At 71.6% G+C, this 25,954-nt stretch carries 20 protein-coding genes and 1 pseudogene; 16 read left to right on the forward strand and 5 right to left on the reverse strand.

Going from position 1 to position 25,954, the window contains the following annotated elements:
- Positions 1-438: 438 nt before the first annotated feature.
- From WMF44_RS10320 to WMF44_RS10340, 5 genes are all read left to right on the forward strand, one after another.
- Positions 439-2,034 (forward strand): hypothetical protein, encoded by a 1,596-nt coding sequence (locus WMF44_RS10320; RefSeq protein WP_437298951.1) that lies wholly within the window; start codon positions 439-441, stop codon positions 2,032-2,034.
- On the forward strand, positions 2,034-3,218 hold the full coding sequence (locus WMF44_RS10325; protein ID WP_437298952.1) for an ARPP-2 domain-containing protein: 1,185 nt from the start codon (positions 2,034-2,036) through the stop codon (positions 3,216-3,218). The genes WMF44_RS10320 and WMF44_RS10325 overlap by 1 nt, the downstream gene beginning before the upstream one ends.
- Positions 3,219-3,285: 67 nt before the next feature.
- Complete coding sequence (locus tag WMF44_RS10330; protein WP_437298953.1) at positions 3,286-3,564, forward strand: hypothetical protein; 279 nt, start codon at positions 3,286-3,288, stop codon at positions 3,562-3,564.
- A 170-nt stretch (positions 3,565-3,734) separates the two neighbouring features.
- On the forward strand, positions 3,735-5,000 hold the full coding sequence (gene kynU, locus WMF44_RS10335; protein ID WP_437301547.1) for a kynureninase: 1,266 nt from the start codon (positions 3,735-3,737) through the stop codon (positions 4,998-5,000).
- 138 nt (positions 5,001-5,138) lie between these two features.
- Positions 5,139-5,678 carry a hypothetical protein gene (locus WMF44_RS10340; protein WP_437298954.1) on the forward strand — a complete coding sequence of 180 codons (540 nt, stop codon included), beginning with the start codon at positions 5,139-5,141 and terminating at the stop codon, positions 5,676-5,678.
- Positions 5,679-5,786: 108 nt separating this feature from the next.
- On the opposite strand, the gene WMF44_RS10345 is transcribed toward WMF44_RS10340, so the two are convergent.
- On the reverse strand, positions 5,787-6,632 hold the full coding sequence (locus WMF44_RS10345; protein ID WP_437298955.1) for a class I SAM-dependent methyltransferase: 846 nt from the start codon (positions 6,630-6,632) through the stop codon (positions 5,787-5,789).
- Between the two features lie 73 nt (positions 6,633-6,705).
- Here WMF44_RS10345 and WMF44_RS10350 point away from each other — a divergent pair.
- Both WMF44_RS10350 and WMF44_RS10355 read left to right on the forward strand, forming a co-directional pair.
- A pseudogene (locus WMF44_RS10350) lies at positions 6,706-7,134 on the forward strand (helix-turn-helix domain-containing protein); the annotation flags it as partial.
- 131 nt (positions 7,135-7,265) lie between these two features.
- A complete protein-coding gene (locus WMF44_RS10355; protein ID WP_437298956.1) occupies positions 7,266-9,884 on the forward strand; it encodes a WD40 repeat domain-containing protein in 2,619 nt (872 codons plus the stop codon).
- A gap of 246 nt (positions 9,885-10,130) precedes the next feature.
- Here the strand turns inward: WMF44_RS10355 and WMF44_RS10360 are convergent, their stop codons facing one another.
- A complete protein-coding gene (locus WMF44_RS10360; RefSeq protein WP_437298957.1) occupies positions 10,131-10,454 on the reverse strand; it encodes an H-type lectin domain-containing protein in 324 nt (107 codons plus the stop codon).
- 703 nt (positions 10,455-11,157) lie between these two features.
- On the opposite strand from WMF44_RS10360, the gene WMF44_RS10365 reads away from it, so the two are divergent.
- From WMF44_RS10365 to WMF44_RS10400, 8 genes are all read left to right on the forward strand, one after another.
- Complete coding sequence (locus tag WMF44_RS10365) at positions 11,158-11,385, forward strand: addiction module protein (protein ID WP_437298958.1); 228 nt, start codon at positions 11,158-11,160, stop codon at positions 11,383-11,385.
- Between the two features lies 1 nt (position 11,386).
- Positions 11,387-11,689, forward strand: coding sequence for a type II toxin-antitoxin system RelE/ParE family toxin (locus tag WMF44_RS10370; RefSeq protein ID WP_437298959.1), 303 nt, complete (start codon positions 11,387-11,389; stop codon positions 11,687-11,689).
- A gap of 508 nt (positions 11,690-12,197) precedes the next feature.
- The gene (locus WMF44_RS10375) at positions 12,198-13,853 is read left to right on the forward strand and encodes a CHAT domain-containing protein (protein ID WP_437301548.1); all 1,656 of its coding nucleotides are present in this window, start codon (positions 12,198-12,200) and stop codon (positions 13,851-13,853) included.
- Positions 13,772-15,574 carry a WD40 repeat domain-containing protein gene (locus WMF44_RS10380; RefSeq protein ID WP_437298960.1) on the forward strand — a complete coding sequence of 601 codons (1,803 nt, stop codon included), beginning with the start codon at positions 13,772-13,774 and terminating at the stop codon, positions 15,572-15,574. The genes WMF44_RS10375 and WMF44_RS10380 overlap by 82 nt, the downstream gene beginning before the upstream one ends.
- 401 nt (positions 15,575-15,975) lie before the next feature.
- Positions 15,976-16,602, forward strand: a complete 627-nt coding sequence (locus WMF44_RS10385; RefSeq protein ID WP_437298961.1) for a S1 family peptidase — start codon at positions 15,976-15,978, stop codon at positions 16,600-16,602.
- Positions 16,603-16,901: 299 nt separating this feature from the next.
- Positions 16,902-18,479 carry a hypothetical protein gene (locus WMF44_RS10390; protein WP_437298962.1) on the forward strand — a complete coding sequence of 526 codons (1,578 nt, stop codon included), beginning with the start codon at positions 16,902-16,904 and terminating at the stop codon, positions 18,477-18,479.
- A 57-nt stretch (positions 18,480-18,536) separates the two neighbouring features.
- Positions 18,537-20,030 carry a hypothetical protein gene (locus tag WMF44_RS10395; RefSeq protein WP_437298963.1) on the forward strand — a complete coding sequence of 498 codons (1,494 nt, stop codon included), beginning with the start codon at positions 18,537-18,539 and terminating at the stop codon, positions 20,028-20,030.
- 349 nt (positions 20,031-20,379) lie between these two features.
- Entirely contained in the window at positions 20,380-21,555 is a 1,176-nt protein-coding gene (locus WMF44_RS10400) for a PAS domain-containing protein (protein ID WP_437298964.1), read from the forward strand.
- A 13-nt stretch (positions 21,556-21,568) separates the two neighbouring features.
- On the opposite strand, the gene WMF44_RS10405 is transcribed toward WMF44_RS10400, so the two are convergent.
- Together WMF44_RS10405 and WMF44_RS10410 are read right to left on the reverse strand one after the other, a co-directional pair.
- A complete protein-coding gene (locus tag WMF44_RS10405) occupies positions 21,569-22,306 on the reverse strand; it encodes a hypothetical protein (RefSeq protein WP_437298965.1) in 738 nt (245 codons plus the stop codon).
- Between the two features lie 378 nt (positions 22,307-22,684).
- Positions 22,685-23,443 carry an MBL fold metallo-hydrolase gene (locus tag WMF44_RS10410; protein ID WP_437298966.1) on the reverse strand — a complete coding sequence of 253 codons (759 nt, stop codon included), beginning with the start codon at positions 23,441-23,443 and terminating at the stop codon, positions 22,685-22,687.
- Between the two features lie 90 nt (positions 23,444-23,533).
- On the opposite strand from WMF44_RS10410, the gene WMF44_RS10415 reads away from it, so the two are divergent.
- A complete protein-coding gene (locus WMF44_RS10415) occupies positions 23,534-24,427 on the forward strand; it encodes a helix-turn-helix transcriptional regulator (RefSeq protein ID WP_437298967.1) in 894 nt (297 codons plus the stop codon).
- A gap of 6 nt (positions 24,428-24,433) precedes the next feature.
- Here WMF44_RS10415 and WMF44_RS10420 read toward each other — a convergent pair whose 3' ends face one another.
- A complete protein-coding gene (locus WMF44_RS10420; protein ID WP_437298968.1) occupies positions 24,434-25,918 on the reverse strand; it encodes a reverse transcriptase family protein in 1,485 nt (494 codons plus the stop codon).
- Between the last annotated feature and the right edge of the window lie 36 nt (positions 25,919-25,954).

The raw sequence follows: 25,954 nt of genomic DNA on the forward strand, positions 1-25,954 counted from the left end.
GTTCGCCACCCTTGCTCAAGAGCGCCTCTCGAGACCTCCCGTCACCGGGCGGCCGACGGCGTGTGCGTCGCGTCGTTGCTCCTCGTCGTTGTTCCTCGTCGTTGCTCCTCGTCGTTGCTCCTCGTCGCCCTACATCAGCAGGGCTCCTCGTCGCGCCTGGCGCTGCACCCTCCGTCGGCCGCCTGGCTCGATCCGGTTTTGTTAGGCAGTCTAACTAACTGAATTCGGAGCGGGGGACGAAGACATGGCAGGCAGGGTGGAGACGTTCAGCGCTGCCAGCGATGATCTTGTCGTCAAGGGAGATCTTGTCCTTCGAGAGATGCCCCTCCAGGTGTATGCTGCCGGTTGCCGCCCGTGGGACTTCGGGGCGATTTCCGATCCCAGTCTGGAAACTGTCGTAGGTTGATCGCCCCACCATTCCCCGGGCGGCTCTTTGCCATGCCCCCCGCCCCTCCCGCGCCCCCCGCACGCTTCCACACCGAGCGCGTCGAGCGCGAGGACCTCGTCATGTTCATCAACGCCTGCTTCGCGTGCACCGGGCAGGCCGAGTTCTATGGCACCTCCGGGGGCCAGGCCGTCTCCATCGAGTTCCTCCACGAGTACATCCTCGGCAATTACCGCCGCCTCTACGCGCGCACGCTCGCCGCCGGCATCAACCACTTCAACCAGGCGCGCATCGCCGTGAACCTCCTCGCGACCGGCGCAGAGACGCCCGCCCCCGACCGGCGCGAGGAGGGCTCGCTCATCGCGGCGGCCCTCCGGGAGCTCCCGCCGCAGCGCGCGCTCCGGGCGCTGCGCGAGCTCCGGGAGCGCCGCGTGAACAACCGCCGCGCGCGCGCCGTCATCCGCGCCTACCTCGCCAGTCGGCCCGACCCGGCGTTCGACGCCGTCAAGTACCGCGCCCACCTCCGCGCGCTCGCGGTGCACGCCCACCTCCAGCTCCCCGGCGAGATCGGGCCGTTCCTGTTCGAGCCCGGGCGCCGCGCGCCGTTCGAGACGCCGCTCCTCGAGCGCGCGCGGCAGGCGCGTTACGCGAAAGAGGCGATCTTCGACCTGCCGCTGACCGTCGCCGAGGGGCTCGCCGCCGCCCGCGGCGTCTCTCGCGAGGAGCTCCTGCGCCGCGCCGCGCCGCGCATGACCGAGGGCGAGCGCCTCCGGCTCCAGCGCGCCGCCGGGCGCGAGGACGTCGACCTCGCCGTCGACCTCGGCCGCGCCCCGCTCACGCGCGTCGCGCTCTATGCGCTCTCGCTGCCCGAGGAGGCGCGGCGCGAGCGCCGCGACGAGCTCCACGCGGCGCTCGAGCGCGCCGCCGCCCGCGCGCTCAGGAAGAGCCCAGCCGCGCTCGGGCGCGTCGCCGCCGTGCTCGACCGGAGCTACTCGGCGTCCGGATCGAGCGAGAAGCGCCGCCGCCCGCTCGCCGTCGCGCTCGGCGTGAGCTACCTGCTCCGCGCCGCCGCCCGCGAGTACCGCGCCTTCTGGACCGCGCCCACGCCCGACGAGATCCTCGTCGGCGCGCGCGGCCAGACCGATCTCGCGACGCCGCTGCTCGACGCGCTCGCCTGGCGGCCCGACGTCGTGGTCGTCCTCTCGGACGGCTTCGAGAACGACCCGCCCGGCGCAGCCGCCGAGGTCGCCCGCTGCTTCCGGGCGCGGCTCGATCCGGGGCAGCGCACGTCGATCGTCCACATCAACCCCGTGTTCGACAGCGAGCGCTACGCGCCCCGCGCGCTCGGCCCGTCGATCCCGACGGTCGGCCTGCGCGACGCCGAGGACCTGCCGACGGTCCTCGGCTTCGCCCGCTTTGCCGAGGGCACGGCGCCGCTCGCGGAGCTCGAGCGCTACCTCGCGCAGCGCGCCGCCGCGCTGCTCTCGCGGCACGCCCGGACGCCGGGCGCCGCGGAGCCAGCTGCGGACGCGCGGCCGGCAGACGCAGTGGAGCCGGCAGACGCAGTGGAGTCACCAGACGCCGTGGAGCCGGCAGACGCCGCCGAGCCCGCAGAAGAGGCGCCCGCCGCGGCGCTCGAGGTGCCCTGATGGCCAAGGCGCCGGCCCTGCTCCGGTCGCTCTCGCTCCGGGGCCTCTCCGCGACGCACGCCCAGGTCTTCGCGGGCGTGCGCCTGGTCCCGCTCCTCCGGGACGCGCCGCGGGACGACCTGCGTATCGCCGGCCGCAGACACGAGGACGCCTGGTCGATCGTCGATCTCGGCGACGGCACGGCCTACTGCTCCTACGTGCCGCACGCGCTCGTGATCGGGTGGACCGAGGACGGCTCGCCGGTCGCGTCCTACGGCGCGGCGCTCGCGGGGCCGGAGGTCCGGAACCCGCTCAGCAAGTGGGGCTGCGGCGTCCAGCTGCTCCACCGCATGGCCCGGCGCGAGGCGCGCGGCGAGGACCCGGCCGAGCGGAACCGCCTGCGCCTCTTGCCGCTGCACCTCGCGATGGAGGGCTTCCTCTCCCTGCACTTCAACGCCCCCGAGATCGCCTGGTCCGAGTACTCGCGGCGGGCGATCTCCCGCGGCCTCGACCCGCGCACCGAGGTGTCGCTCTCCGGCCGGGCGATCCCGAGCCTGGAGGACGCGCTGCGCGTCTTCGAGATCCACGAGGGCCAATGCGGCGTCCTGCTCTTCGTCGGCGAGCTGCTCGCGTCGGTGTTCGTCGTGTCGCACCCCGACGACTACCGCGCGCTGCACCGCACGCTGATCGAGGACTTCTACGAGCAGACGCTGCTCTACGCGGCCCGCCACAACGGCGACAGCCAGGCGCTCGAGCACACCTTCGACGCCGCGCAGATCGGCTCGCTCGACGACCTGCGGGCCGCGCTCGTCCGGGCGCGGGCGGAGGCCGGCGCGCTGCACGTGGACACGGCCGCGGGGCTCCTCGGCCGGCCGATCGCGGCGGAGCGCGTGTACCGGGCGGGGCCGTTCTCGCTGCAGCGGTTCATGACCGAGCTCGATCCGTCGCTGGACAACCACATCGGCGAGGCGATCGTGCGCGAGGACGGCACGCTGGAGTACGCGAAGACGTACCGGCTCGCGGCGGGGCAGGTGAGGCGCGCCCGGCTCCTCCAGCAGCTCGCGGCGCACGGGTGGAACCTGAACGCCACCGCGGCGGCGCTCCGGACCACGCGCGACCAGCTGATCCGGCGGATCGAGGGCGAGGGGTTCGGTTACCTCATCGCGGAGCACGTGCTCAAGGCGGCGCTGAAGCGGACGAGGTGAGCGCGCCGTTCCCGGCTCATTCACGTGCAGCCTCGACGAGCCGCGCACCTTCGGCCGGGCCTTCGTCGTGGGCGGCGACGAGGCGTTCACTACCGACGAGATGGTCGACGTGGCGGCTCGCGTGCTCGGCCGGCGCCCGCCGTGGAAGCTGCACCTCCTGCCCTGGCTGCTAGCGCCCTTCGCCGGGCTCTTCGAGCGCCTGGCGGGCCTGCCCCGTGGCGCCTTCGCCGACCTGCTGCTGGGCCTGGACGCCGACCTCGTCGGCGATGTGGGGCCGATCCGCGCCATCATCCCGCTCACGCCCATGCCGTACGCGCAGGCCGTCGAACGGGCGCTCGCCGACTGAGCACCTGCACGGGCGACCGGGGCCGCGTGTCGCTTGCGGCTGGCTGCCATGCCGCCAGGCGACCACGGACGGATCGCCCTGCCGCTCACGCTGGCCCCCCTGGGCGCGAGTCCGGTCCGTGCCATGCTGCGCACCCTGCGCTGCGGAACCGAAGGACGCTTTACATGAGCCTGCAAACCACCCGCGACACCTGCCTTGCCCGCGATGCGAGCGACCCGCTGCGCCACCTGCGCGACGAGTTCGCGCTACCGGACGGTGTGATCTACCTGGACGGCAACTCGCTGGGCGCCCGCCCCAAGGCGTCCCTGGCCCGCGCCAGGGAAGTGATCGAAGCGGAATGGGGTGACGGCTTGATCCGTAGCTGGAACACGGCCGGCTGGGTGCACCTGTCCCGCCGCCTGGGCGACCTCCTGGCTCCGCTGATCGGCGCCGGCAGCGGCGAAGTGGTGGTCACCGACACGACGTCCATCAACTTGTTCAAGGTGCTGGCCACCGCGCTGCGCCAGCAGCAGACCACCGCGCCCGAGCGCCGGGTGCTCGTGTCGGAGCGCGACAACTTCCCCACCGACCTGTACATCGCCGAGGGCCTGACCGAGCTGCTGAAGATGGGCGGCGGCGCAGCCTACGAGTTGCGCCTGATCGACTCGCCCAGGGAATTGCCGCAGGCGATCCGCGACGACGTGGCGGTGCTGATGCTCACCCATGTCAACTACAAGACCGGCTATATGCACGACATGGCCGCCGTCACGGCGCTCGCGCGCGAAGCCGGCGTGCTGACCGTGTGGGACCTGGCGCATTCCGCCGGCGCCGTGCCGGTGGACCTCCACGGCGCCCGCGCCGACTTCGCCGTCGGCTGCACCTATAAATACCTGAACGGCGGACCCGGCGCGCCGGCCTTCCTGTGGGTGGCGCCGCGTCATCAGAGCCGCTTCGGGCAGCCGCTGTCCGGCTGGTTCGGCCATGCCCGGCAGTTCGCGATGGAACCCGCCTACACCCCCGCCGACGGCATCGGCCGCTTCCTGTGCGGCACCCAGCCGATCACCGCCCTTTCGCTGGTGGAATGCGGGCTTGCCATCTTCCGCCATACCGACATGGCCGCGCTGCGCGCCAAGTCGCTGGCGCTGACGGAGCTGTTCATCCAGCTGGTGGAAGCGCGCTGCGGCCAGCATCCGCTGATCCTGGTCACCCCGCGCGACGCCGCCCGCCGCGGCAGTCAGGTCAGCTTCGAGCACCCGCAGGGCTACGCGGTGATGCAGGCGCTGATCGCCCGTGGCGTGATCGGCGACTACCGCGAGCCGCGCATCATGCGCTTCGGCTTCACCCCGCTGTATACCCGCTTCGTCGACGTCTGGGATGCGGTGGAAGCGCTGCGCGACCTTCTGGAGAGCGGCGCCTGGGACAAGGCGGAATTCCACCAGCGCGGCGCGGTGACCTGATCCGCCCGCAGCCTGGACGGGAAGCCGCCGGGGACGCGTTGGCCCGGCGCTCGCAGCCCGCTGCGATCGGCTAGCATGGGAGGTTCTGACTCGGGCACTCTCGGGCTGCGGGCGAGACATCTCTGAGGAGCACGGCTCATGGGCAAGACGGCCAAACTGTTTTCGGTCCCGAAAGAGCGGCAGATGGAGGCGCTCTGCGCGCGCAGCGCCGAGATACGCGACGAGTTTCGAGCGTGCTTCTCCGTGTCGCCCGGGCACCCGAAGACGCACGAGGAGGCGCGAGAGGCCGAAGCGCCCCATTTCGACGGGCTCTGGGTCTTCGGGGATGGGCCCGGCGTTGAGGTGGGCGACACCGGCGCGCACGTCGAAGCCGAGCTCCTCTGCAATCGTGCGCTCGGGGAGCGCTCCTACGTGCAGTACGAATACCGCATCGAAGCGCTCGATCTCCGGTACAAGGGCGACTACGCGCCGTATTACAGGAATCGCGGCAGGATCCTGAAGCACATCGGAAAGCGCCTCGAGCTCTTCTGCGCGTACTCGCTGCTCGAGCTCCACGAGCTGGTGCGGAGCCGCGGGGTCGAGGACACGACGCTCGGCGCGCTCTTCTCGCCCAGGCACGTGAAGGCCATGTTCGCGGCGTTTCGCGTGCCGATCCGCTTCACAGGCGACCTTGGTTGAGGTGCGGCCCGGCGCCTCGCGACGCGCGGCATGTCGGTCTCGGCCCGTCGCCGGGCACGGCGCGCCGGGCGACGGATCGTCATCGACCGGCTGTTCTGCAGGATTTCTCTAGGCGCGCGCGCTCACGAGCCAGCAGGCCGCGGTGAAGCGGGCCGCGCCCTCCTGGACGTACGCGTCGAAGGCAGCGCGAACCGCCTGGGCCGTCCGGGCGCGCGTCGGCTCGTCCGCGTCCCGCAGCGCCTGACCCACCGGTCCGAGCCTGGTGACGTAGGCGAGCAGGTCCTTCTCCGCGACGCCGATCGGCACGTCGATCGGGCGAATGTCGACGTCGGTCCAGCCGCTCGCGTCCAGGATCCGCTGCACCCGCTCTCTGTCCGCGAAGGCGAACGGGCCGGGGGCGTCGGGGTCCGGGACGCGCAAGCTCGGCAGGAGCGGGGCCGCAGCGCGCGCGGCCTCGGTCATGAACGGATTCTCGTCCGCGCTGCGCCATGCCACGAACGAGAGCTTCGCCTTGCGCCGGGCGGCGCGCCGGATGTTGGCGAACGCCGCCGCGGGATCGTCGAAGAACATCACGCCGAAGCGCGAGATCACCGCGTCGAACGTGCCCTGCTCGAACGCATGGGTCTGCGCGTCCGCCTGGACGAACGCGGCGGACGCCAGCCCCTCGGCGGCGGCGCGCGCCCTGGCGGCCGTCACGAGCGGCCCGGAGATATCCACGCCGAGGCAGAGGCCCGCTGGCCCGAGGCGCCGCGCCATCGCGAGGGACGTGGCGCCCGCGCCGCAGCCGACGTCGAGGACGCGCCCGCCCTCGCCGGGGAAGCCCTCGTCGATGAGCGGCGTCGCGAGCGGCGCCATCATGCCGTCGAGCACTTCCTGCATTTCCACCCAGGTGCGCCCGCTGGCCTCGTTCCACAGCGTGGCCTGGTCGCGATTCGGTCGATGGGCTTCGGACATCGGAGTCTCCTTCGGTTTGCAGTCGGAACTCATGTGCCGTAGTCTGCAAGCTCAAGTCAACTTGAGGTCAAGCGTGAAACAGCTGGACATCGCGGAGGTGGCCCGGCGCTCCGGCGTGCCCGCCTCCACCCTGCGGTTTTACGAGGAGAAGGGGCTGATCGCGTCCACCGGGCGGCGGGGCTTGCGGCGCCTGTTCGACCCCGGGGTGCTGGAGCGCCTGGCGCTGATCGCGCTCGGCCAGGTGGCGGGGTTCTCGCTGGACGAGATCGCCCGGATGTTCTCGCCCGACGGCCGGCCGCGCATCGAGCGAGAGCGGCTGACAGCCAAGGCCGAGGAGCTGGACGGGACCATCCAGCGCCTGGTCGCCCTGCGCGACGGCCTGCGCCACGCGGCGGCGTGTACCGCGCCGAGCCACATGGAGTGTCCGCGCTTTCGCAGCATCGTCCGGCTCGCCGGCGCCGGCCGTCTCGATCCCGCTTCCGGTCCCAGAGCGGCGCGTGCGCAGGAGGGCGGCAACCCTGCCCGGCGGAGCGTGGGGCGCTCCCGGGCTGGCGGGACCGGGGCACGTACCGGGTTGCGGCCTGCTACCGTCGCGCTCGAGGCGAGCGAGGGCAGGAACGGGAGCGGGCGACGTTGAAGCAGGAAGAGGAAGAGGAGCGGCGGGCGGTCCGGGAGCGTGCGCCGCGACGGACGCTGGTGGCGAGTGCGGCCGTTGCCGCCGCGGTGGCCGTGGTGGTGGCGGTCATCGTCGTCCGGGCGCTGGAGCAGCGGGCCGCGGCACGGAATGCGGAGGCTGCCGCGCGGAGGGCGGAGGAGGCGCAGCGGGAGGCGGCGACCCAGGCGGCGCTGAAGCGAGCGTCCTCGCTGATGGCCGGCGCTCGTGAGCTGCTGGCGCGAGATCGGCCAGAGTCAGCGGTGCAGCTGCTGCTCGAGGTGAGAGACGCGGAAAACGTACCTGGCTGGACCGAGCTGACACGTGATGTGCTCGGCTCGGCTCCTTTGATGCTCACGATGCGCGGCCATCGCGGCGACGTGCTGCGTGCTGACTTCAGCCCCGATGGGAAGCGCATCGTCTCGGCCTCGAGCGACAAGACGGCGCGGGTGTGGAACGCGGACGGCAGCGGCACGACCGTGGTCCTCCGGGGCCACGAGGGCGCCGTCATGTTCGCGGCGTTCAGCGCCGACGGGCGGCGTGTGGTCACGGCCTCGGACGACGGGACGGCGCGGGTGTGGAGCGCGGATGGCAGCGGCACGTCCGTGGTGCTCGGGGGCCATCAGGGCGCGGTTGTGTTCGCGGCGTTCAGCGCGGATGGGCGGCGTGTGGTCACGGCCTCCCACGACAGGACGGCGCGCGTGTGGAACGCGGATGACAGCGGCACGGCCGTGGTGCTCCGGGGCCACGAAGGCGAGGTGAGCTCCGCGGAGTTCAGCGCGGATGGGCAGCGTGTGGTCACGGCCTCCCACGACAAGACGGCGCGCGTGTGGAACGCGGATGGCAGCCGCAGGGCCGTGGTGCTCCGGGGCCACGAGGCTGCGGTGATCTCCGCGGAGTTCAGCGCTGACGGGCAGCGTGTGGTCACCGCCTCGAACGACAAGACGGCGCGGGTGTGGAACGCGGATGGCAATGGCAGTGGAGCGCCGGTGGTGCTCCGGGGCCACGAAGGCGTGGTGAGCTCCGCGGAGTTCAGCGCTGACGGGCAGCGTGTGGTCACGGCCTCGAACGACAAGACGGCGCGGGTGTGGAACGCCGGGAGTGCCCGGAATGGCCCTGTTCACGCGGATGAGTCCGAGCACGCGCAGACCGGTTGCGACCACGACCACGCGGAGGACGGTGGCGCGCCTGTCGTGCTCCGCGGCCATGAGCTAGGCGTCGGGTACGCGGCGTTCAGCGCCGATGGGCAGCGGGTAGTCACCACCGGGTTCGACAGGACGGCGCGTGTGTGGAACGCGGACGGCGGCGGCGTGCCCATCGTGCTCCGTGGCCACGAGGGCGACGTGAGCTCCGCGGCGTTCAGCCCTGACGGGCGGCGCGTGGTCACGGCCTCGAACGACACGACGGTGCGTGTGTGGAGCGCGGACGGCAGCAGCATGCCTGTCGTGCTCCGAGGGCATGAGGCCCCGGTGTGGTCGGCGGCGTTCAGCATCGATGGGCGGTGGGTGGTCACGGCCTCGAACGACAAGATGGCGCGTGTGTGGAGCGCGGACGGCAGCAGCATGCCTGTCGTGCTCCAGGCCCATGAGGCCCCGGTGTGGTCGGCGGCGTTCAGCGCCGATGGGCGGCGGGTGGTCACGGCCTCGCACGACAAGACGGCGCGCGTGTGGAACGCGGACGGCAGCGGCGCGCCCGTCGTGCTCCGAGGCCACGAGGCAGGGGTCGGTTTTGCGGCGTTCAGCGCCGACGGGCAACGGGTGGTCACGGCCTCGAACGACAGGACGGCGCGTGTGTGGAACGCGGACGGCAGCGGCACGCCCGTCGTGCTCCGGGGGCACGAGGACTGGGTCAGAGCCGCAGCGTTCAGCGCCGATGGGCGGCGGGTGATCACCATCTCGCACGACAGGACGGCGCGTGTGTGGAACGCGGACGGCAGCGGCACGCCCGTCGTGCTCCGCGGCCACGAGGCCCCGGTCTGGTCCGCGGCCCTCAGCGCCGACGGGCAGCGGGTGGTCACGGCCTCGCACGACAGGACGGCGCGGGTGTGGAACGCGGATGGCAGCGGCACGCCCGTCGTGCTCCGGGGCCATGAGAGCTCGCTGCTCTCGGCGGCGTTCAGCGCCGATGGGCAGCGGGTGGTGACGGCCTCGCACGACAAGACGGCGCGTGTGTGGAACGCGGACGGCAGCGGGGCACCGGTGGTGCTCCGGGGCCACGAGGCAGGGGTCAGCTTCGCGGCCCTCAGCGCCGACGGGCAGCGGGTGGTGACGGCCTCGCACGACAGGACGGCGCGGGTGTGGAACGCGGATGGCAGCGGCACGCCCGTCGTGCTCCGTGGCCATGAGGGCTCGCTTCTCTCGGCGGCGTTCAGCGCCGACGGGCAGCGCGTGGTCACCGCCTCGGACAAGACTGCGCGGGTGTGGGCAATCTCTACCGACGCGCTTCGGCAGGCCCTTCGCGCCGCCACCAGCGACTGCATCTCTCCTGAGATGCGTCGGACCTACCTCGATGAGAGCGACGAAGACGCCCGTCGGGGCTACGAGTCCTGCGAGCGCTTTTACGGCCGGGTCCCGTTCTACGCAGACGTTGACCTGCCGTGAGCCGCAAAGGTGCCTGCTCGACATCGAACGACCGGCCGGCCGCCCGGCAGCGAATCGGGCAGCTGCGGGACTCGCCGGTCGTAGAAGGACGCGGGGACGGGCTCGTCGGGAAGCACGCCTACGACGGGCGGCGCTCTAGCACGGAGCGCGCGGACGGCGGGATGTCATCTTCCACAGCGCGCTCGCGTCGATGACAGCCCCTGGGAGAGCGAGCCGCATCGTGCGGTCCAGAGGAGGGGCATCGGCTCAGGTGCCGAGCGCGATCCAGTTGACGTCGACGCCGTGCACCTGGCTGCCGAACCAGGTGCTGAGCAGCACCGTGAAGCCGGCGCGATCGATGTGGCGCGCGCGCACGCGCACGCGCACCGCGTCGCTGCCTTCCACGTCCAGACCGGCGATGCCGATGTGCACGACCGGCGGGCTATTGAACTCGCGCTCGAACTCGACGCGTGCCGAGAACTCCCGATCGACGCCCTCGCTCGGCGGTCCGAGCAGGTTCCAGTCCGGCTGCGCCTTGCCAAAGTGGTTCGTGCCGGCGAGCATCTGCAGAGGGGTCACGGCGGTAGTCATGGTGGCGCATCGGAGTCGAGGCGCCGAGCCGGGTCAATCGCCTTTGCACGAGGCCCCTCCCGAGCCGGTGGACGACACGCGACGGAAACTCGCGAGATCACCGGAGCGCCTCGTGAGCGCTCCCGGCGCGCCGCCAGGTCGTGCTCCGCGGTGGATGCTCGGCAAGCGATGAGCGCCTGCCCATGCTCGCGATCGAGCGCTCGCGCCGAGGCGCTGCTCGATCTCCTTGCGCAGGGAGTCCGGCGTGTTGCTGGGCGCATGGCGGCTGACGATGTCAACCCGCATGGTGGGGCTAGATGGCCCTGGCTCGGTCAACCCTCTCTGGACTCCCTACCTGCTCAGCGACATCGTCGGGCTGGCGTGCGCTCCGTTCGACGCCGTCACCTGGTAGACGCCGGACGCAGTTGGCTGCTCGATCAGGATCCTTCGCCCAGAGAGAGCCCACATGAAGACGGGAAGATCATTCATGTTTTCTTCCCGCCTTCCCGTCTTCAGTTTCAAACTTGACCACTACCCAACGCGGGGCGTGCGCGGGAGGGCTGGGACCCATGCGCGGTGGAGCGTGGAGCGCCCCCGAGGGGTCGAGACCGGGGCGCGTCCCCGGTTGCGGCGTGCGGCGTGTGCGCTCGCCGCGCTGCGCGAGGGCTCAGCTCGGCCGATCTGAACCTCCCGAAGCGTGGCCGGCGCTGCTACGCTGCGTTCCATGAGCAATCCGGCCGAGAAGCTCCTCGACGAGGCGTTGAAGCTCCCCGAGAGCGAGCGGCGCCTCATCGCGCTCCGCCTGCTCGACAGCGTGGGCGAGGAGCCGCCCGAGGAGATCGAGCGCGCGTGGACCGAGGAGGCGCTGCGCCGGCTGGAGGATCTCCGCGCAGGACGCACCCAGCCGATCCCCTGGGAGGACGCCCGGAAGCGCATCTTCGCGCGGGGCTGACGTGGTTCGACGCACCCTGTCCTTCGCGCCCGAGGCCGAGCGCGAAGCCCACGAAGCCTTCCGCTGGTACCGGGAGCGGGACGAGCGTGCAGGCGCCCGCTTCGAGGGGGAGTTGCTCGCCGCCATCGACCGCATCACGGAGACCCCCGAGCAGGGTCCCGAGATCGAGCAAGGCGTGCGGCGCATGCTCCTGCACCGCTTCCCGTACGGTGTCCTGTACGCGATCGCGTCGGAGCACGTCCTGGTGCTCGCGGTGATGCACCTCCGGCGCCGACCGGGCTCCTGGCGCGGCCGCGGGGGCTGACGCTTCGAGCGTCCGCCGCTCGCAGCGTGTCCCCGTCGTTCTTCTCGACGCCCAGGAGGGCCTGCTCTCCGAACTCGACCTGTTCGCGGAAGGCCTCGTCGCCGTCGCCTTCTGCTGCCTGGGTCGGGGTGGCGCCTCCTGCGGCGATGAGGCCGAGGTGACGGTGCGTCGGCGCGGGCGCGATCTCCGCCGAGGAAACAGGCCCAATACCGCGCGTGGGATCGGGCGAGCCCGCGTGGTGTAACGTCCATGGGCATGCAGCGACCCGGGGCGTCCAGCCCGTGGTTGGAGATAGAGCTCGACCGTGCCGGACTCGACGTGCGGGCCTCTGCTCGAGGCAGCCGGGGCGAGCAGACGGCGGCGCACCCGCTCGGCCCGGAGCTCGGCGCCGAGCACCTCGGCAGCTTCGGCGTCGCCGTGCGCGAGGCCGCTGCGCGCGGGCGGCCGCTCGGGGCGCGCGTCGAGACGGCGCAGGCGCTCCATCGCGCCGTCCTCCGCGATGGCATTGATGACCTCCGGGCGCGCCTTTGTGAGGCTGCGGGGAGCGCGGGCGGGCCGCTGCTCGTGCGCCTGGTGGTGGGCGATCCCGAGCTGCAAGAGGTCCCGTGGGAGGCGCTCGCCGCGCCGGGCGAGGCGATGCGCTACTGGGGGACCTCGCCGGACCTCTTGCCCGTGCGCGGCGTCAGGTCCACCGAGCCGTGGCAGCCCCGCGAGGTGCGCGGCGCGGTGCGTGTGCTCTCGATCGCGCCTGGCGGCGGCGCCGCGCTCGCGCCGCTCAAGGGGGGCGCTTGCCGAGCCGATCGCCGCGGGCGAGGTCGAGTGGCTGGCGCCGATCGAGGGGCAGGCCGCGCGGCTGCCCTGGCTCTTCGATCGCCTGCGCTGCGAGCCGATACCGCACGTGCTCCACTTCGTTGGCCACGGAGGGGTGAAGGATGGCGCTCCCGTCCTTCGGCTCGCGGACGCGGACGGCGACGAGCGCTGGCTGCCGGTAGAGCTCCTCGGGCAGCAGCTCGCGGCCGGCTTCCGCAGCTTCCTCCGGCTCGTCGTGCTGGAGGCGTGCGAGGGGGCGCGGCCGTCGGCGTTCGCCTCGGCAGCGGAGCTCCTCGCCCGGGCCGGCGCGGACGCCGTGGTTGCGCACCTCTGGCCGGTGCAGGCCGACGTGGCCAGGGCGTGCTCGGCGCAGCTCTACCGCTCGCTCGCCGGCGCGAGCCTGGGCAAGGGAGACGTCGCGCGCGCCCTCAACGAGGCGAGGCGGGCGATCCTCGCCGAGTTCGAGGGCAGCGCCGAGGCGTTCTCGCCGGTCGTGTACCTCCGCGGGCCGGACGGGGTGCTCTTCGACTTCAAGGGCCGCAAGGTCGCTCCTCCTCCAGCGAATGCGCCCGCGGTGAGCGATGCGGCGAGGGCGATCGAACCGGCCCTGGCGCGCATCGCCTCGCGGCCGTTCTCGCTGCTGCTCGGCGATCGCTGGAAGGCCGAGCGCGCCGCGCTCGACGGCTTTCGCGACAAGCTCCGGACGGAGCTCGCGAAGGGGGCCGAGCCGATGCCGACGGGCCTGCCGATGAGCGCGCTGACCCAGCGGTACGCGCTCCGCCGCGGGGCCGACAAGCTGGGCGCCGTGTTCCAGCGCGCATTCCGCGGGGGCGCGGAGGCTCCGCCGGTGATCAAGGCGCTGGCGCGCGCCCTCGGCCCCGGGGTGCACGCGACGCTGCTGCGCAGCCCGCTGCTGGAGATCGCGCTCGCGGAGCAGCAGCCGGAGAGGACGATCCACGTGATCCAGCCGGACGAGGAGAGCACGCTGGTGCTCCGGCGGGAGGCCGGGGGCGACTGGGAGGCGCTCGAGGCGCCGCCTGGGTCGGTCGACTTCGAGCGGGAGATCGTGCTGCTGCGGCGGGAGGAGCTCACGAGAAAGCTTGCGCACCGGCTGATGGCCCATCCGTGCACAACGGTGTTCGGGCCCTCCGGGGCGGGGAAGTCGTCGCTGATGCAAGCAGGGGTCATCCCGCTCCTGGAGGAGGCGCACGACTTCCGGGTCGTGCGCGTCGATACCTGGCCGCCCCCGGGGAAGCGCCGCTCTCCTGGCTCGTGCGCGCGCTCTTCGACGACCTCGAGATCGGGACACCGCCATCGCAGATGGGCCCAGGCGAGGCGTTGGACGAGGCGATGAGCCTGGCCGAGCGAAGGAGCGAGCGGCCGATCCTGATCTATCTCGATCAGCTCGAGCAGTTGCTCTTCCCAGGGCGGGACGCGGGCGAGGCGAGCGCGCTGATCGAGGCGGTGGATCGGCTGGCGCAGAAGCCGATCCGGGGGCTGCAGATCGCTCTCTCGCTGCGGGAGGACTACCTCGGGCGGTTCCGGGATCGGGCGAGAGGGCGGCGGGAGCTGCTCGAGCACGGCTTCCGGCTGGGGCCGCTCACGGTAGGCGAGATGAGCCGCGCGGTCTGCCGGGCAGCGGAGGAGGGATGGCCGCGCCAGTGGTGGGCTGAGGAGCACGTGCGGGCGCTGATGCTGGAGGTGAGGACGCCCGGATCGTCAGCCTCGGAAGAGGCGGAGGTGCAGGCCGCCTTCGGGCAGATCGTCTGTCGGGCGCTGTGGGAGGAGCGGGCCGAGGGGCGAGGCAGTGAGGCCGGCGCCGTGGAGGCAGAGGCCATCGTGCACCGGTACCTGGAGGCCACAGTGGAAGGGCTCGGGGCGCTGAGTGGGCCAGCGCGGCACCTGCTCGAGGAGCATCTCATCGATGGGGAGGGGCACCGAACGTTGCTGACCGAGCCGGAGGCGCACCGCGTGCTGCCGGCCGGAGCTGCGGACGAGGTGCTCGGGCGACTGGAGAGGGCGGCGGTGCTGCGGGCGGAGGAGCACCAGGGGAGCCGGTACTTCGAGCTCGGGCACGACTGGCTGGCCGGCCGGGTGTTCCAGCGGAGGCGGGAGCGGGAACAGGAACGGGAAGAGGCGGAGAGAAAGCGGAGGGAGGAAGAGGGCCAGAGGAGCGCCAGGGAGCGGGCGGCGCGGCGGACTCTGGGGACGATTGCGGCGGTTGCGATCGCGGTGGCGGCGTTGATGGCGGTCATCGTCGTCTGGGCGCTGGGGCAGCGGAACGCGGCGCTGAGCGCCGAAGATGTCGCGAAGACAGCGCAGCAGGAGGCTACGGCCCAGGCGGGGCGCGCGCGAACTTCCTCCTTGATGGCCGGCGCTGGTGAGCTCCTGGCGAGGAACCAGCTTGCACCAGCAGCAAACCTGCTTCTCGAAGTCGAAGACCCGGACAAGGTAAGGGGATGGGTCGACTTGATGCATGAGGTGTTGACTCTGGGCCCTCCGAAGACGACGATGCGTGGCCATCAAGGCATGGTGTTGTTTGCTGGCTTCAGTCCCGACGGGCAGCGGATAGTCACCGCGTCGGAGGACAAGACAGCGCGGGTGTGGAACGCAAACGGCCGCGGAGCGCCCGTCGTGCTTCAGGGCCATGAGGGCTGGGTTCGGTCCGCGGAGTTCAGCGCCGACGGGCAGCGGATAGTCACCGCGTCGGAGGACAGGACAGCGCGGGTGTGGAACGCGGACGGCAGCGGCGCACCCGTCGTGCTCCAGGGCCACGAGGGCGGGGTTTGGTCCGCGGAGTTCAGCGCCGACGGGCAGCGGGCGGTCACCGCGTCAGCGGACAAGACGGCGCGGATATGGCCCATCTTCTCCCTCGTTCTCCCGCTGAGCCTCCGCTCTGTCACCACCGACTGCCTCTCGCCTGAAATGCGCCGAACCTACCTCAGCGAGAATGATGAAGATGCCCGGAAAGGCTACGAGTCCTGCGAGCGCTCCTACGGCCGGATACCGTTCTACCCAGAGGTCGACCTGCGGCGAGCGGCAAAGGAGCCTTCTCTGCACGCCGTCGAACCATGAAAGCGCGAGCCCGGGGACGCCCACGCGGGGCTGATTTTCCTCGATAAGCCTCCTCTGCGAGGACCGACGCCTATCGACAGTTTCGATACCCGGTGCCTGGTTCATCTTCTTCGCCCTCCCCACGAATCCCCGCCTCGGTGCAACAGGATGTAACATTGGCAGGGGCCCCTCCGTGGGCATCAGGCCCACGGGATGTCCGACGTTCGGCCGCAGCCGAAGGGATCGCCAACATGAATCCTCGTTCCTTCTCGATCGCCCTCTCTCTCCTCATGGCCGCCTGCCAGCGCTCCGAGGCCACCCCCAGCGATCCGCCATCGGCTCCGCCCGCTGCTCCCACGCCCCCGTCTCCCCCGGCCGAGCCGTGGGCGTCCCGGCCGCCACGAGAGTGGCCTCAGCTTGTCTTGACGAACCGCGCCGAGTTCCAGGGCAGCACCCCTCTCCAGGGCGCGAGCGCCTTCCTCATCAAGACCCAGGACGGGCGCACGCTGGCCGCGACCGCCAAGCACCTCCTCGGCCAGAACGGCGGCGTGGAACCCGAGGTCTCCGTGGCCGCCTTCGATGGCGTCATCCAGTCCTGGCACCTGTTCCCGCGCACGCTCCAGGACCAGCGCGTCGATGCGGGCAGGGTCGGCGCCGAAGGCCTCGACGACCGGAGGCTCGACTGGCTGATCCTGACCCTCAAAGACACCGGTAAGCCCCTCCCCGCGACGCCCCTGCGGCTGCGCCAGAAGGCGGTCGAGGTCGGCGAGGAGGTCTTTCTCGTCGGTTGTCCCTACGACGAGGCGGCGTGCAAGCAGAACGTCTATGCCGGCAAGATCACCGCGCGGACCGCAGATCGCTTCCGATACGACATCGACCCGCCGGTCGACATCCGCGGCTTCAGCGGCGCGCCGGTCGTCGACCGGGCCGGGCACGTGGTCGGCGTGATGACCGTCTGGTTCGAGCCCAGGATGCAGGGAGAGAAGTTCCTGGAGGCCGGCGGCGAGGACGCCGCTTCGATTTACCGGAGCGTCGAACGGCAGCGCTGAAGAACACGCTAGCTACGACGACGCCCACCCAGCGGCCGGTCGCACGCTCATCCCGCTCCGAGCCCCGCCCCCATGCGCGGCGCCGATCGCATGGTAAATTGCTATGGCTCATCGCAATGCCGCCGACGCATCCAGCGTGCATTGCCTTTTCGCCCAAAATTTTCTCACGCCTGCCGCCGATCATTCGACGCGGGTCCTGCGGTAGGCTGCGCGCCCATGCCGAGGCCGAGGCCCCGAACCACGAGAATCACGAAGAAACCCGAGCTCCGGCCGCTCGCTCGAGCGACATGCTGCGTGCCATGGCCCATTCGGAAGGCGCCATGACCCCGGCGCAGAACAGGTATTGCGAGCGCCTGGGCATCGCCGTTCCCCGCGTCGAGGACGTCGCAGCGCAGGGCGCGGCGAAGCTCTTCCACCTCATGATCGTCGCCCTCCTCGAGCGCGGCGCCCCCATGACCCTTGACGAGATCGCGGAGCGCCTCGAATCGGCTGGCGTGCTCGCCGAGACCGGCGATCTCGCCTATTCGCTCAAGAAGGCGTGGCACGGCATGGCGCCGGTGTACCGCGACGCGACGGGCAACTTCGGCCTCGACCTCGACGCCTTCGCGCTTCGCATGATCATGCAGGTCACCGGCCTCTGCGAGACGCGCGCGGCGCCTCCGCCTCCCGCGCCGACACCTCCCGCGCCTGGCGACGACGTCCCGCTGTCCGCCGAGGAGCTCGACGCGGCATTCCGCGATCGGTTCATCACGAGCCTCTCATGGGTCCGCCAGGCCGCGGCCGTGCTCGACGCACGGCAGACGGCGATGACGGCGGAGGAGATCGAGGCCTTCCTCGCAGCGATCACGAGACACCGAACGCCGCTCCGCGAAACCAACGGGCCAGAGAAGAGCGACCTGTTCCTCTTCGGTGACGGCGGACGACTCACGCTCGACCCGCTCGCGCCCGGCCTCACCGCGATGCGGCGGGCGATCCGCAAGCTGTCGCAGCCGGAGCTCGTCCGGCGGGCGGAGCGCGCGGCGTCCGCGGAGCGCCTCGCGGTCCGCCGGGCGGAGCTCGACGCGGAGGCACGACGCGACGCCGAGATCGCGCGAAGGGCGCGCCGTGCCGTCGTTCGCGTGGTGCCTTTCGCGGAGGAACCGCAGGCCGCGGCGGTGCTCGACGTCGGCCAGCGATCGATCCGGGTCTTCATTGGCCGCGACATCGCAGAGCTCGCCGGCATGCTCGATCGGTTCGACGTGATCGCCGGCCTCAACATCCGAAACACGCTGCGCGCGCTCGGGCTCGACGCCGACCGGCGCCGCGTCGTGGACCTCAGGCCGCCGAAGAAGTCGAGACGGCTGAACCGCGCGGGCCGCACGCTGGAGATCACGCCGGAGCTCCTCATCGCCGGCACCACCGGAATCAGCCGCCCGCTCGGCGACCTCGAGAAGATGGCGGGCTACCTGGTCGAAGGAGACCATTCGAAGCTCGCGCGCCGGCTCGAGAGCGACGTCAAGGCGCTTTATGCATTCTACCATTACGGTGTCATCCAAGGCTTCGTCCGGCTCCGCTGGGGCTTCATCGACGAGGGCTTGACCACCGAGTGGGCGCTGCCCGGCGACGTGAGCCTCTACCGGCAGCTGAAGAGCGCCAGCGAGACGGGCACGCCCATCGATCTGGTGATCGGCGTGGCGCCTGGCTGGGCCGAGCCCTGGTCGCGAGCGCAGCGCGTCCGCATCCTCGAGCTCCGCTTCAACGATGTCCTCGTCGCCGAGGGGGAAGGGCGAGCGGCGTTCGCGATCGCACGGCACGAGATCCAGGCCGTTCGCCTGGCTCCCGAGCACACCGAGCAGAGCGCGACGCAGGATGGATCGTGGCGCGAAGAGAGAGGTTGAACCACACCGCCACGGCGCATTGACCCGCCCGAATGCCCCTGGCACCCTGCGGCGGTCATGAACGCTGCCCTCCCCAGCACCCTGGAGCTCCTGCTCGCGGACGCCACCGAGCTCCGCCCCACCCTCGCGGCGGGCCTGCCCGAGGTGACGGCGGGCATTGCGCCGCGGCCGGACAAGACGTCTCGTCGTGTGGACGCGCTCGTGCGCGAGATGCCCGACGCAGATCCCAACGATCTCGCTCTCCAGCGCTGGTCGGTGATCGCGCCCGAAGGCGCGCTGGGCGACGAGGCGCTCGAGGCGATCGCGCCGCTCCTCCGGCTCCGGGAGGCGGAGCAAGGCGCGCCGGTGACACCCTACCGCGTCGAGCCCGGAATGGGCATGGCGGAAGCCCTCCGTTGGAAGACCGATGTGCTGCGCGACGAGTCGATTCCGGAGGAGGAGAGGCCCCGGTATCTGCTCCTCCTCGGGGATCTCGACGCCGTCTCCGCCGAGCTCCAGCACGTCCTCGCGAACGGCGCGTTCGTCGGCCGCCTCCACATCGCGGGCGCCGACGGCAAGCCGGATCCCAGCGGCTATGCCGCGTACGCAGACAAGGTGGTGCGCTGGGCCAAGGCGCCTTCTGGATACGACCGGCCCGATGCGCTGTTCTTCGTAGCGGACGACGGCACCGCCGCTACCCAGCTCGGCCGCAGCCTGCTCATCGCGCCTTGCGTCACGATGGCGCAGAGGCAAGGCAGGCGACCGTTCCCGGCCGCGAACGTCATCGAGATCCCAGGCGCCGGCAGCGCCGACGATCTCCTCCGCGCGGGGAGCACGCCGAGGCCTTCCGTGCTCCTGTCCGTGAGCCACGGCCTCGGGCGGCCCCGCGGCGGGTGGGCATCCGTCGATCAGCAGCATGCGCTCCAGGGGGCGCTCTGTGTAGGCGCCCATGGCAGCTCCTCGCCGCTGCTCACGGCGGACATGCTGCACCACGCGCCCTTCCTCCCAGGCGGCCTGTGGTTCTGTCTGGCCTGCTTCGGGGCCGGGACACCGAAGGAGAGCGCGTTCCATCCCTGGCTCTCGCTCCTCGCCCGTGAGGGCGCCTACGGCGGCCAGGTCCAGCGGGTGCTGGCGAGCTTGCCTCAGGGCGGCGAGCGCCCGTTCCTCGCCGCGCTGCCGCAGGCCGCGCTCCGGAATCCCGAGGGGCCGCTCTCGGTGATAGCGCACCTGGATCTGGCCTGGACCTTCGGCTTCGTCGATCCCAACAGGATGACCCAGAGCCGCGCCTCCCGGATCTTCAGCTGCCTCCAGGCCATGGCCCGCGGCAGCCGCGCCGGCGTGGCGCTCGACGCGCTGATGCGCTCCTACCGCGAGGTCAACGACGAGCTGCTCGCCGGCTACCACGCCGAGGAGGACGCGCGCGTGTGGAACCGGCCTTCCCCGGTCGATCCCATGCAGCGCGGCAGCGCGTTCATGCTCCGCAACGATCTGCGGGGTTATGTGCTCCTCGGCGATCCCGCGGCGCGGCTGCCCCTGAAGGGGAGCCAGGCCCCGCACCCGGCAGCGCTGTAGTCGGCAATCGCGCGCCGCCGCGCGTGTCGCTCTCCTGGCTCGCGCAGGTGGGAGCACGCCCACGCCACGCCCACGACGTACGCTACTGCCGTCGATGGAAACGCCGTGGACGGGCAGAGTCCTGCGCCTTCCTTGTCTGTCGCTCCACATCGCGAACCAGGCCAGTCCGTCCAGCGCCTCTCGCCCGTCCGTCACTCACGGAACATCCTCTGTGAGAGACGGTGGCTTTCGTCGCGGGCACCGGCGCGCGCCGTGGACAAGGCGCTGGAGCACAGGCATCTTCAACGATGCGGCATGGTGCGTCTGCTGCGCCGCACGGGCCGCGGGGGAGGTATGGATGCACGCAAACTTGGACGCTTTTCCTGAACCGCTCGCGGTGCTCGACGCGGACCTCCGGTTGCGGGAGGCCAACCTGGCCTGGCGCAACGCGTTCGGAGAGGCGGCGCGCCTTGTGCCCGAGGCGGAGGAGGCCGCTCGCGCGGTGCTCGGCGGGGCCCAGCGCCGGGCGGAGATCGACGCCTCGGCGAGCAACGGGGCGAGCCCGCAGCGCTGGACGCTCCTGCGGTGCTCGAGAGCCGAGGGAGAGCCGCTCGTCTTCGTCCACGCTCATGCGGCCGACGACGCCGCGCAGCGCCGCCGCGAGGAGGCGCTCGCCGAGGAGCTGGAGCTCCTGCGCAACTTCATCGACCTCGCGCCCAACCTCATGTTCATCAAGGACCGGCGCAGCCGCTACGTCATGGCGAACAGCGCCCTCGCGAGCTGCTACGGGATGACGCCGGCGCAGGTCGTCCACGCGTCCCAGCACGAGCTCACCACGAGCGTGGATGAGGCCTCAGGCTTCACCAGCGTCGACCGGCAGGTCATCGACACGAGACAGCCCGTGGTCATCGAGGAGAAGGAGACGCGGCCGAACGGCGAGGTGCACTGGTACGAGACGGTCAAGAAGCCCATCCTCCGCAGGAGCGGCGAGGTGCAGGTCGCCTGCTTCTGCGTGGATGTCACCGAGCGCCAGCAGGCGCAGGACGCGCTCCAGAGCTCGGCGCGCGAGCTCGAGGCCATGGCCGCGGCGGCCCGGCGCGAGGCGGACGAGAAGTCGGCGCTCGCGGCCGAGCTCGACCGGAGGCTCGCCGTCATCCAGGCGCAGCACCGGCAGATCCTGGCGCTCTCCGCGCCCATCCTGGAGGTCGCCGATGGCGTCGTCGGCGTGCCCCTCATCGGCGCCATGGATGAGGAGCGGACGGCGACGCTCACCGAGCGCCTCCTCAACATCATCGCGACGCGGCAGGTGCGCAGCGTCGTGCTCGACCTCTCGGCGCTCGAGACGATCGACACGCGCACCGCCGACCGGCTGGTCGGCATCGTCCGCGCGATAGGCCTGCTCGGCGCGCGCGCGGCGATCACGGGGATCCAGCCGGCGGTCGCGCACACGATGACCTCGCTGGGCATCGATCTGTCGAGCATGGTCACGATGCGCACCCCGAAGGACGCGATCCGCCTCTTCTCGACGACCGGTCCAGCGCGCTAGTCCGGCGGGCGCGTCACATCGGCTCTTGAAGGTCCTTGTAGCTCGGCAGCGCGCCGAAGTTGAACCCGATGCCGAAGTTGTAGACGAGCCCCGGCCCCTCGAGGCTCTTCATCATCGTGAGCTCCGGGTGGATCGCGAAGCTGTCGGAGGTCCGGAACTGGAACCCGAGGCTACCCCGGAGGAGGAGGCCATCCGCGGTCGCAGCGGCCTCATCGTCGTTTGCGATATTGCTCGAGGAGAGGCCGTAGGTGACGCCAGGGGTCAGCACGATCGAGAACCAGTCCGTCGGGTTCACGCCGAGCATCACCGGCGCGTGAAGGTAGACGATGTGGACCGACGCGTCGTCGGACGCGAGGTAGAAGTACTGAACCCCCGGATCGACGGCGAGATCAAAGACGCCGCGGACGGGGTTCACCTTGAGATCGACGCCGAACGAGCTGAGGTTATGGACGTGGGCGCCGACGTCGAGGATGTCCGTCAAGCCGGTCCGGAGCTGATACGAGGGCAGCGTCGGCACGAACCCGCTGGTCGTCCTCGTCCTCGCCTCCGCCTGGCCGGTCTCCGGATTCTCCACGAGCTCGGCGGTCTCGCCGATGTAGCCGAAGCTCTCGAGCGACACCGAATGCGCGACCTTGCCGGGCGCCACGGTCCGCGGGGTTCCGTAGGAGTTCGGGTTGGGGCAGCCCGAGAGCAGGGCGCCGAAGAGCAGGACGGCCGGAAGCGCAAGGAGACGAGCAGATGGCTTTCGCATAGCCGACCATCCTATCCATTCCACACGTGCGATGTCCATGCACATCGCGGAGAAAGCAGCATTACAGCGGCATGGCTTCACGCGGGGGTTACGCGTGGTTTACGCGTGGTTTACGCGTGGTTTACGCGTGGTTCACGCGTGAACCAGGCAAGCGGGACGCCGCCGGCTCGACGCTGTCGGGGAGTGTCCTCGTGCAGCGTGGGAGCGCTGTTGTTTCAACATGCAACGTCCGTGATCGGTCGACTCGCCACTCCCTTGTTGGGACCGGGCCATGGAGCGTATACGTCGGCGGCCCCACGCTCCTTCCTTCGCCCAGCGTCGAGGCAGGGCCCGAGCTTGACTCGAGGACCCGAAGCAGAATCCGGCATGGGGTGGCGCTCACCGCAGCTGGGGCATCCGCTGCAGGTGGGGCACGCCGGCGAGGGATCCGGCCAACACGCGGGCGTGCCGCCGCACCTCGTCAGCGCCGAGCGGCCCTCCATGGCCCAGGTGGAACGTCTGTATCCCCTCGTCGACCAGCCGCGTGAGCTCGACGCCGACGGCGCGCGGGTCCAGCTCGAAGGGGGGACGGATAGCGTGGCCGAGCCGCGCGAGCCCGCCCAGCATCAGCCCCGAGGCGACCAGATCTCCAACCAGCGCCTCGCGCGACTCGAGGACGACCGAGAGTGAGCCCTGGGTGTGCCCGGGGGTGTGGCGCACGCGACCCGCGACCCCGTAGGGAGCCAGATCGAGCGTCTCGTTGCCGGACAGCACGAGGTCGGGCGCGACGGGGGCGTAGCGCTCGTGTACGAGAGGGGCCCGGACGAACAAGCGGCCGAACCAACCGGTCGGACAGAATGTCATCGGGGCCCGCCCGTTGAGGTGCTCGACCTCGGCCTCGTGGGCGACGACGAGCGCCCCGGAGCGCTCGCGCAGCTCGGCGGCGCTCCCGGCATGGTCGACGTGCGCATGAGTGACCACGATCGCCTTCAAGTCGGACCAGCCACGGCCCGCGCGCGCCAGCGCCTCGCCCACCCTGGGCGCCGCGTCCGTCACGCCCGCATCGACAAGCACGCAACCCGTGGCGCCGACGAGCAGGTAGGCGTTGAGCATGCGAAAGGGTAGAATGGGCACGCGAATGATCTGGGCGGCAGACATGATGTTCCTCCGGGGCCGAACGCCTGGCCCCAAGGTGGCGTGTCGAGGCGGCTCTCGCCTGGCCCGATTCGACGCGGCGGATGGTCCACGATGGAACTGACCCACGTGGCGACACCTCCGGAGTCGATGCTCGAGCGCGCGGTGCGGACCGGCCCTGGCGAGCTGCTCTGGCTCGGCGCCGAGCCCTTCGAGGTCCGCTGCGAGCCCAGACAGGCCGCGGGGCTGCTCAAGATCATCGCCGTGGCCGAGGGGGAGGGGGTGATCGCGCAAGGAGGGCGCCGGGCAATCCTGCGCGAAGGGACATTCGCCTGGTTTCAGTCGGACACCCCCTTCGAGCTGACGATGAGCCGGGGCCGGCGGCTGCTGCTGCGGCTGCCGCTCTCGGCGGTGCAGCAGAGGCACCCGGGGGTCGACCTACGGACGGCCGTCACGCGCGGCGAAGAGCACGCGGGCGAGCGGGTCGTGGCGGGGCTCTTGCGCCAGATCCTGTGCGAGAGCTCCTCGCTGTCGGAGCGCGACTGCGTGGCGGCCGTCGGCGTGGTGCTCGAGGCGATCGGGATGTGCGGCCGCGCGCCCGAGCTTCCGCAGGCGAGGGTCGAGCGGGCGCTGGCCGACATCGAGGTTCGCCTCGGCGATTCGACCCTCCAGCCGGCGGATATCGCGCGGGCGCAAGGGGTGAGCCGCCGTTACCTCGACGGCGTGATGGCAGAGCAGCTGGGCTGCTCGCTGGCCGCGCACATCCGGCGGCGCCGGCTCGAACGGGCGGCGAGCGAGCTCTCGCTCCGCCCGCTCGAGGCCGTGTCCGAGGTCGCCGCGCGCTGGGGCTTCCGCGACACGAGCCACTTCACGCGCTTGTTCCGGGGCCGCTTCGCGACGACGCCCGCGGCCTACCGGCGCGCGGCGCTTCACGGCACGTGCGGGGGCGGGGGCCGGCGCTCGGCCGACGCCGCGTCGCCGGCCCGGGGCTCTTCAGCCGCGGAGTAGCCCGCCCTACGTCAGCACGGGGCGCGCCTCGGGAGAGCCCGCCTCGCCGGCCGGCGTGGGCTGGTTCCGCTCGAGGGCCTCGATGCGCCCGAGGAACGCGCGCCCCTTGGCCGGATCCGTCATGTACACGAACGCCGCGAGCCCCTTGAGCTGCGCGAGCGTCTCGCCCTTGCCCGGCCTCCCGAGCTCCCGGTTGCGGATCGCCGCGCGCAGCGCGCGCACCCGATCGCGCGGGACGCGCGCCGCCGGCGCCCCCTCGCTCGCCTGGTTGACGACGAGGCCCGTCACCTTCTGCCGGCTGCCCTTGCGCATCACCACCGTCTTGCTCGGATGCAGCCGGAAGCCCTCCGAGCTCAGGATCTCCCGGAGCCCGCGGAGCAGCGCGCCCACCGGCGCGCGCGGCCGCGCGGCGCCGGACGCCTCGGGCGCGCGGAAGGAGAACGTGAGATCGTCAGCATACCGCGTGTAACGAAGTCCCAGCTTGCGGGCGAGGCCGGACGCGCGCCGATCGAGCCGCAGGCAGATCGCGTTCGTGATCGCCGGGGAGGTGGGCGCGCCCTGCGGGAGCACGCGCGGACCCGTGGCCACATAGAGCGTCTGCCCCCGGAACTGCACGACGTCCCGCGGCGCCTCCGTCGAGAGGAGCGCCACGAGCGTCGCGGGACCCTCGGCCACGCCCGCCTTGCGGAGCAGGCCGCGCACCCGGCGCCACGTGATCGTCGGGAAGAAGTCCTTGATGTCCACCTTGACGATCGTGTCGGCGCCGGCGTGCGCGGCGGCGTTCGTGACGATGGATCGGCTCGCCAGGAAGCCGTGCGCCGCGGCGTGGACCGGCAGCTTCTCGAACAGGTTGCGGAGCGCCCAGCGCTGCGCGCGCTTCAGATCCCGCTTCGGCGACGAGATGGTGCGCGCGCTGCCGTCGCGCTTCGGGATGTGCCACCGCCGGTAATGGGTGCCCGTGTCGACCTCGCGGTGGTACGCGAGCCAGCGGAGCCGCGGGATCGACAGCCCGAGCGCGCTCGCGAGCTCGGCCGCGCCCGGCAGGTCGGGGAGCCCGTGCGCCCGCGCGCGCTCGCTCAGCCCGGGCACATCGAGCCTGTCCGGCCCGACACGGTCGCTCCAGTGCACGCCCGCGCCGAGGTGGTTGACGTGCGTGGCGACGTAGGCCTCCCAGGCCAGGCGGCGCAGCGCGCGGCGCTCCCGGGCCTCGACCTTCTTGCGCTCCTTCCACTGCGCGCGCTCCCGGTCGGACATCGCCTTGGGATCGCCGGTCGCGAGGGCGCCCTTCGACGTGAGCTCCGCGCTCACCCACGCGTCGATCCCGCCCGCCTCGTCGATCGCCTTCCAGCGGGCGACGCGCTCCTCGTGGGCGAGCCGGCGCGCTTCCGCGCCCGCGCCGCGGGCCGCCGCGCCGCCGGGGGCAGGCGGCGTCGTGATGGGGAGAACGACGGGGGCTCGGGCTTGAACGGTCGCGTCGATCTTCGCGGTCATGTCTCGGTGGGAGCGTGGTGGTGAGTCACGATGGAA

It is taken from the genome of Sorangium sp. So ce426, assembly GCF_051475585.1.
In the GTDB taxonomy this organism is placed as follows: Bacteria; Myxococcota_A; Polyangia; order Polyangiales; family Polyangiaceae; genus Sorangium; species Sorangium cellulosum_B.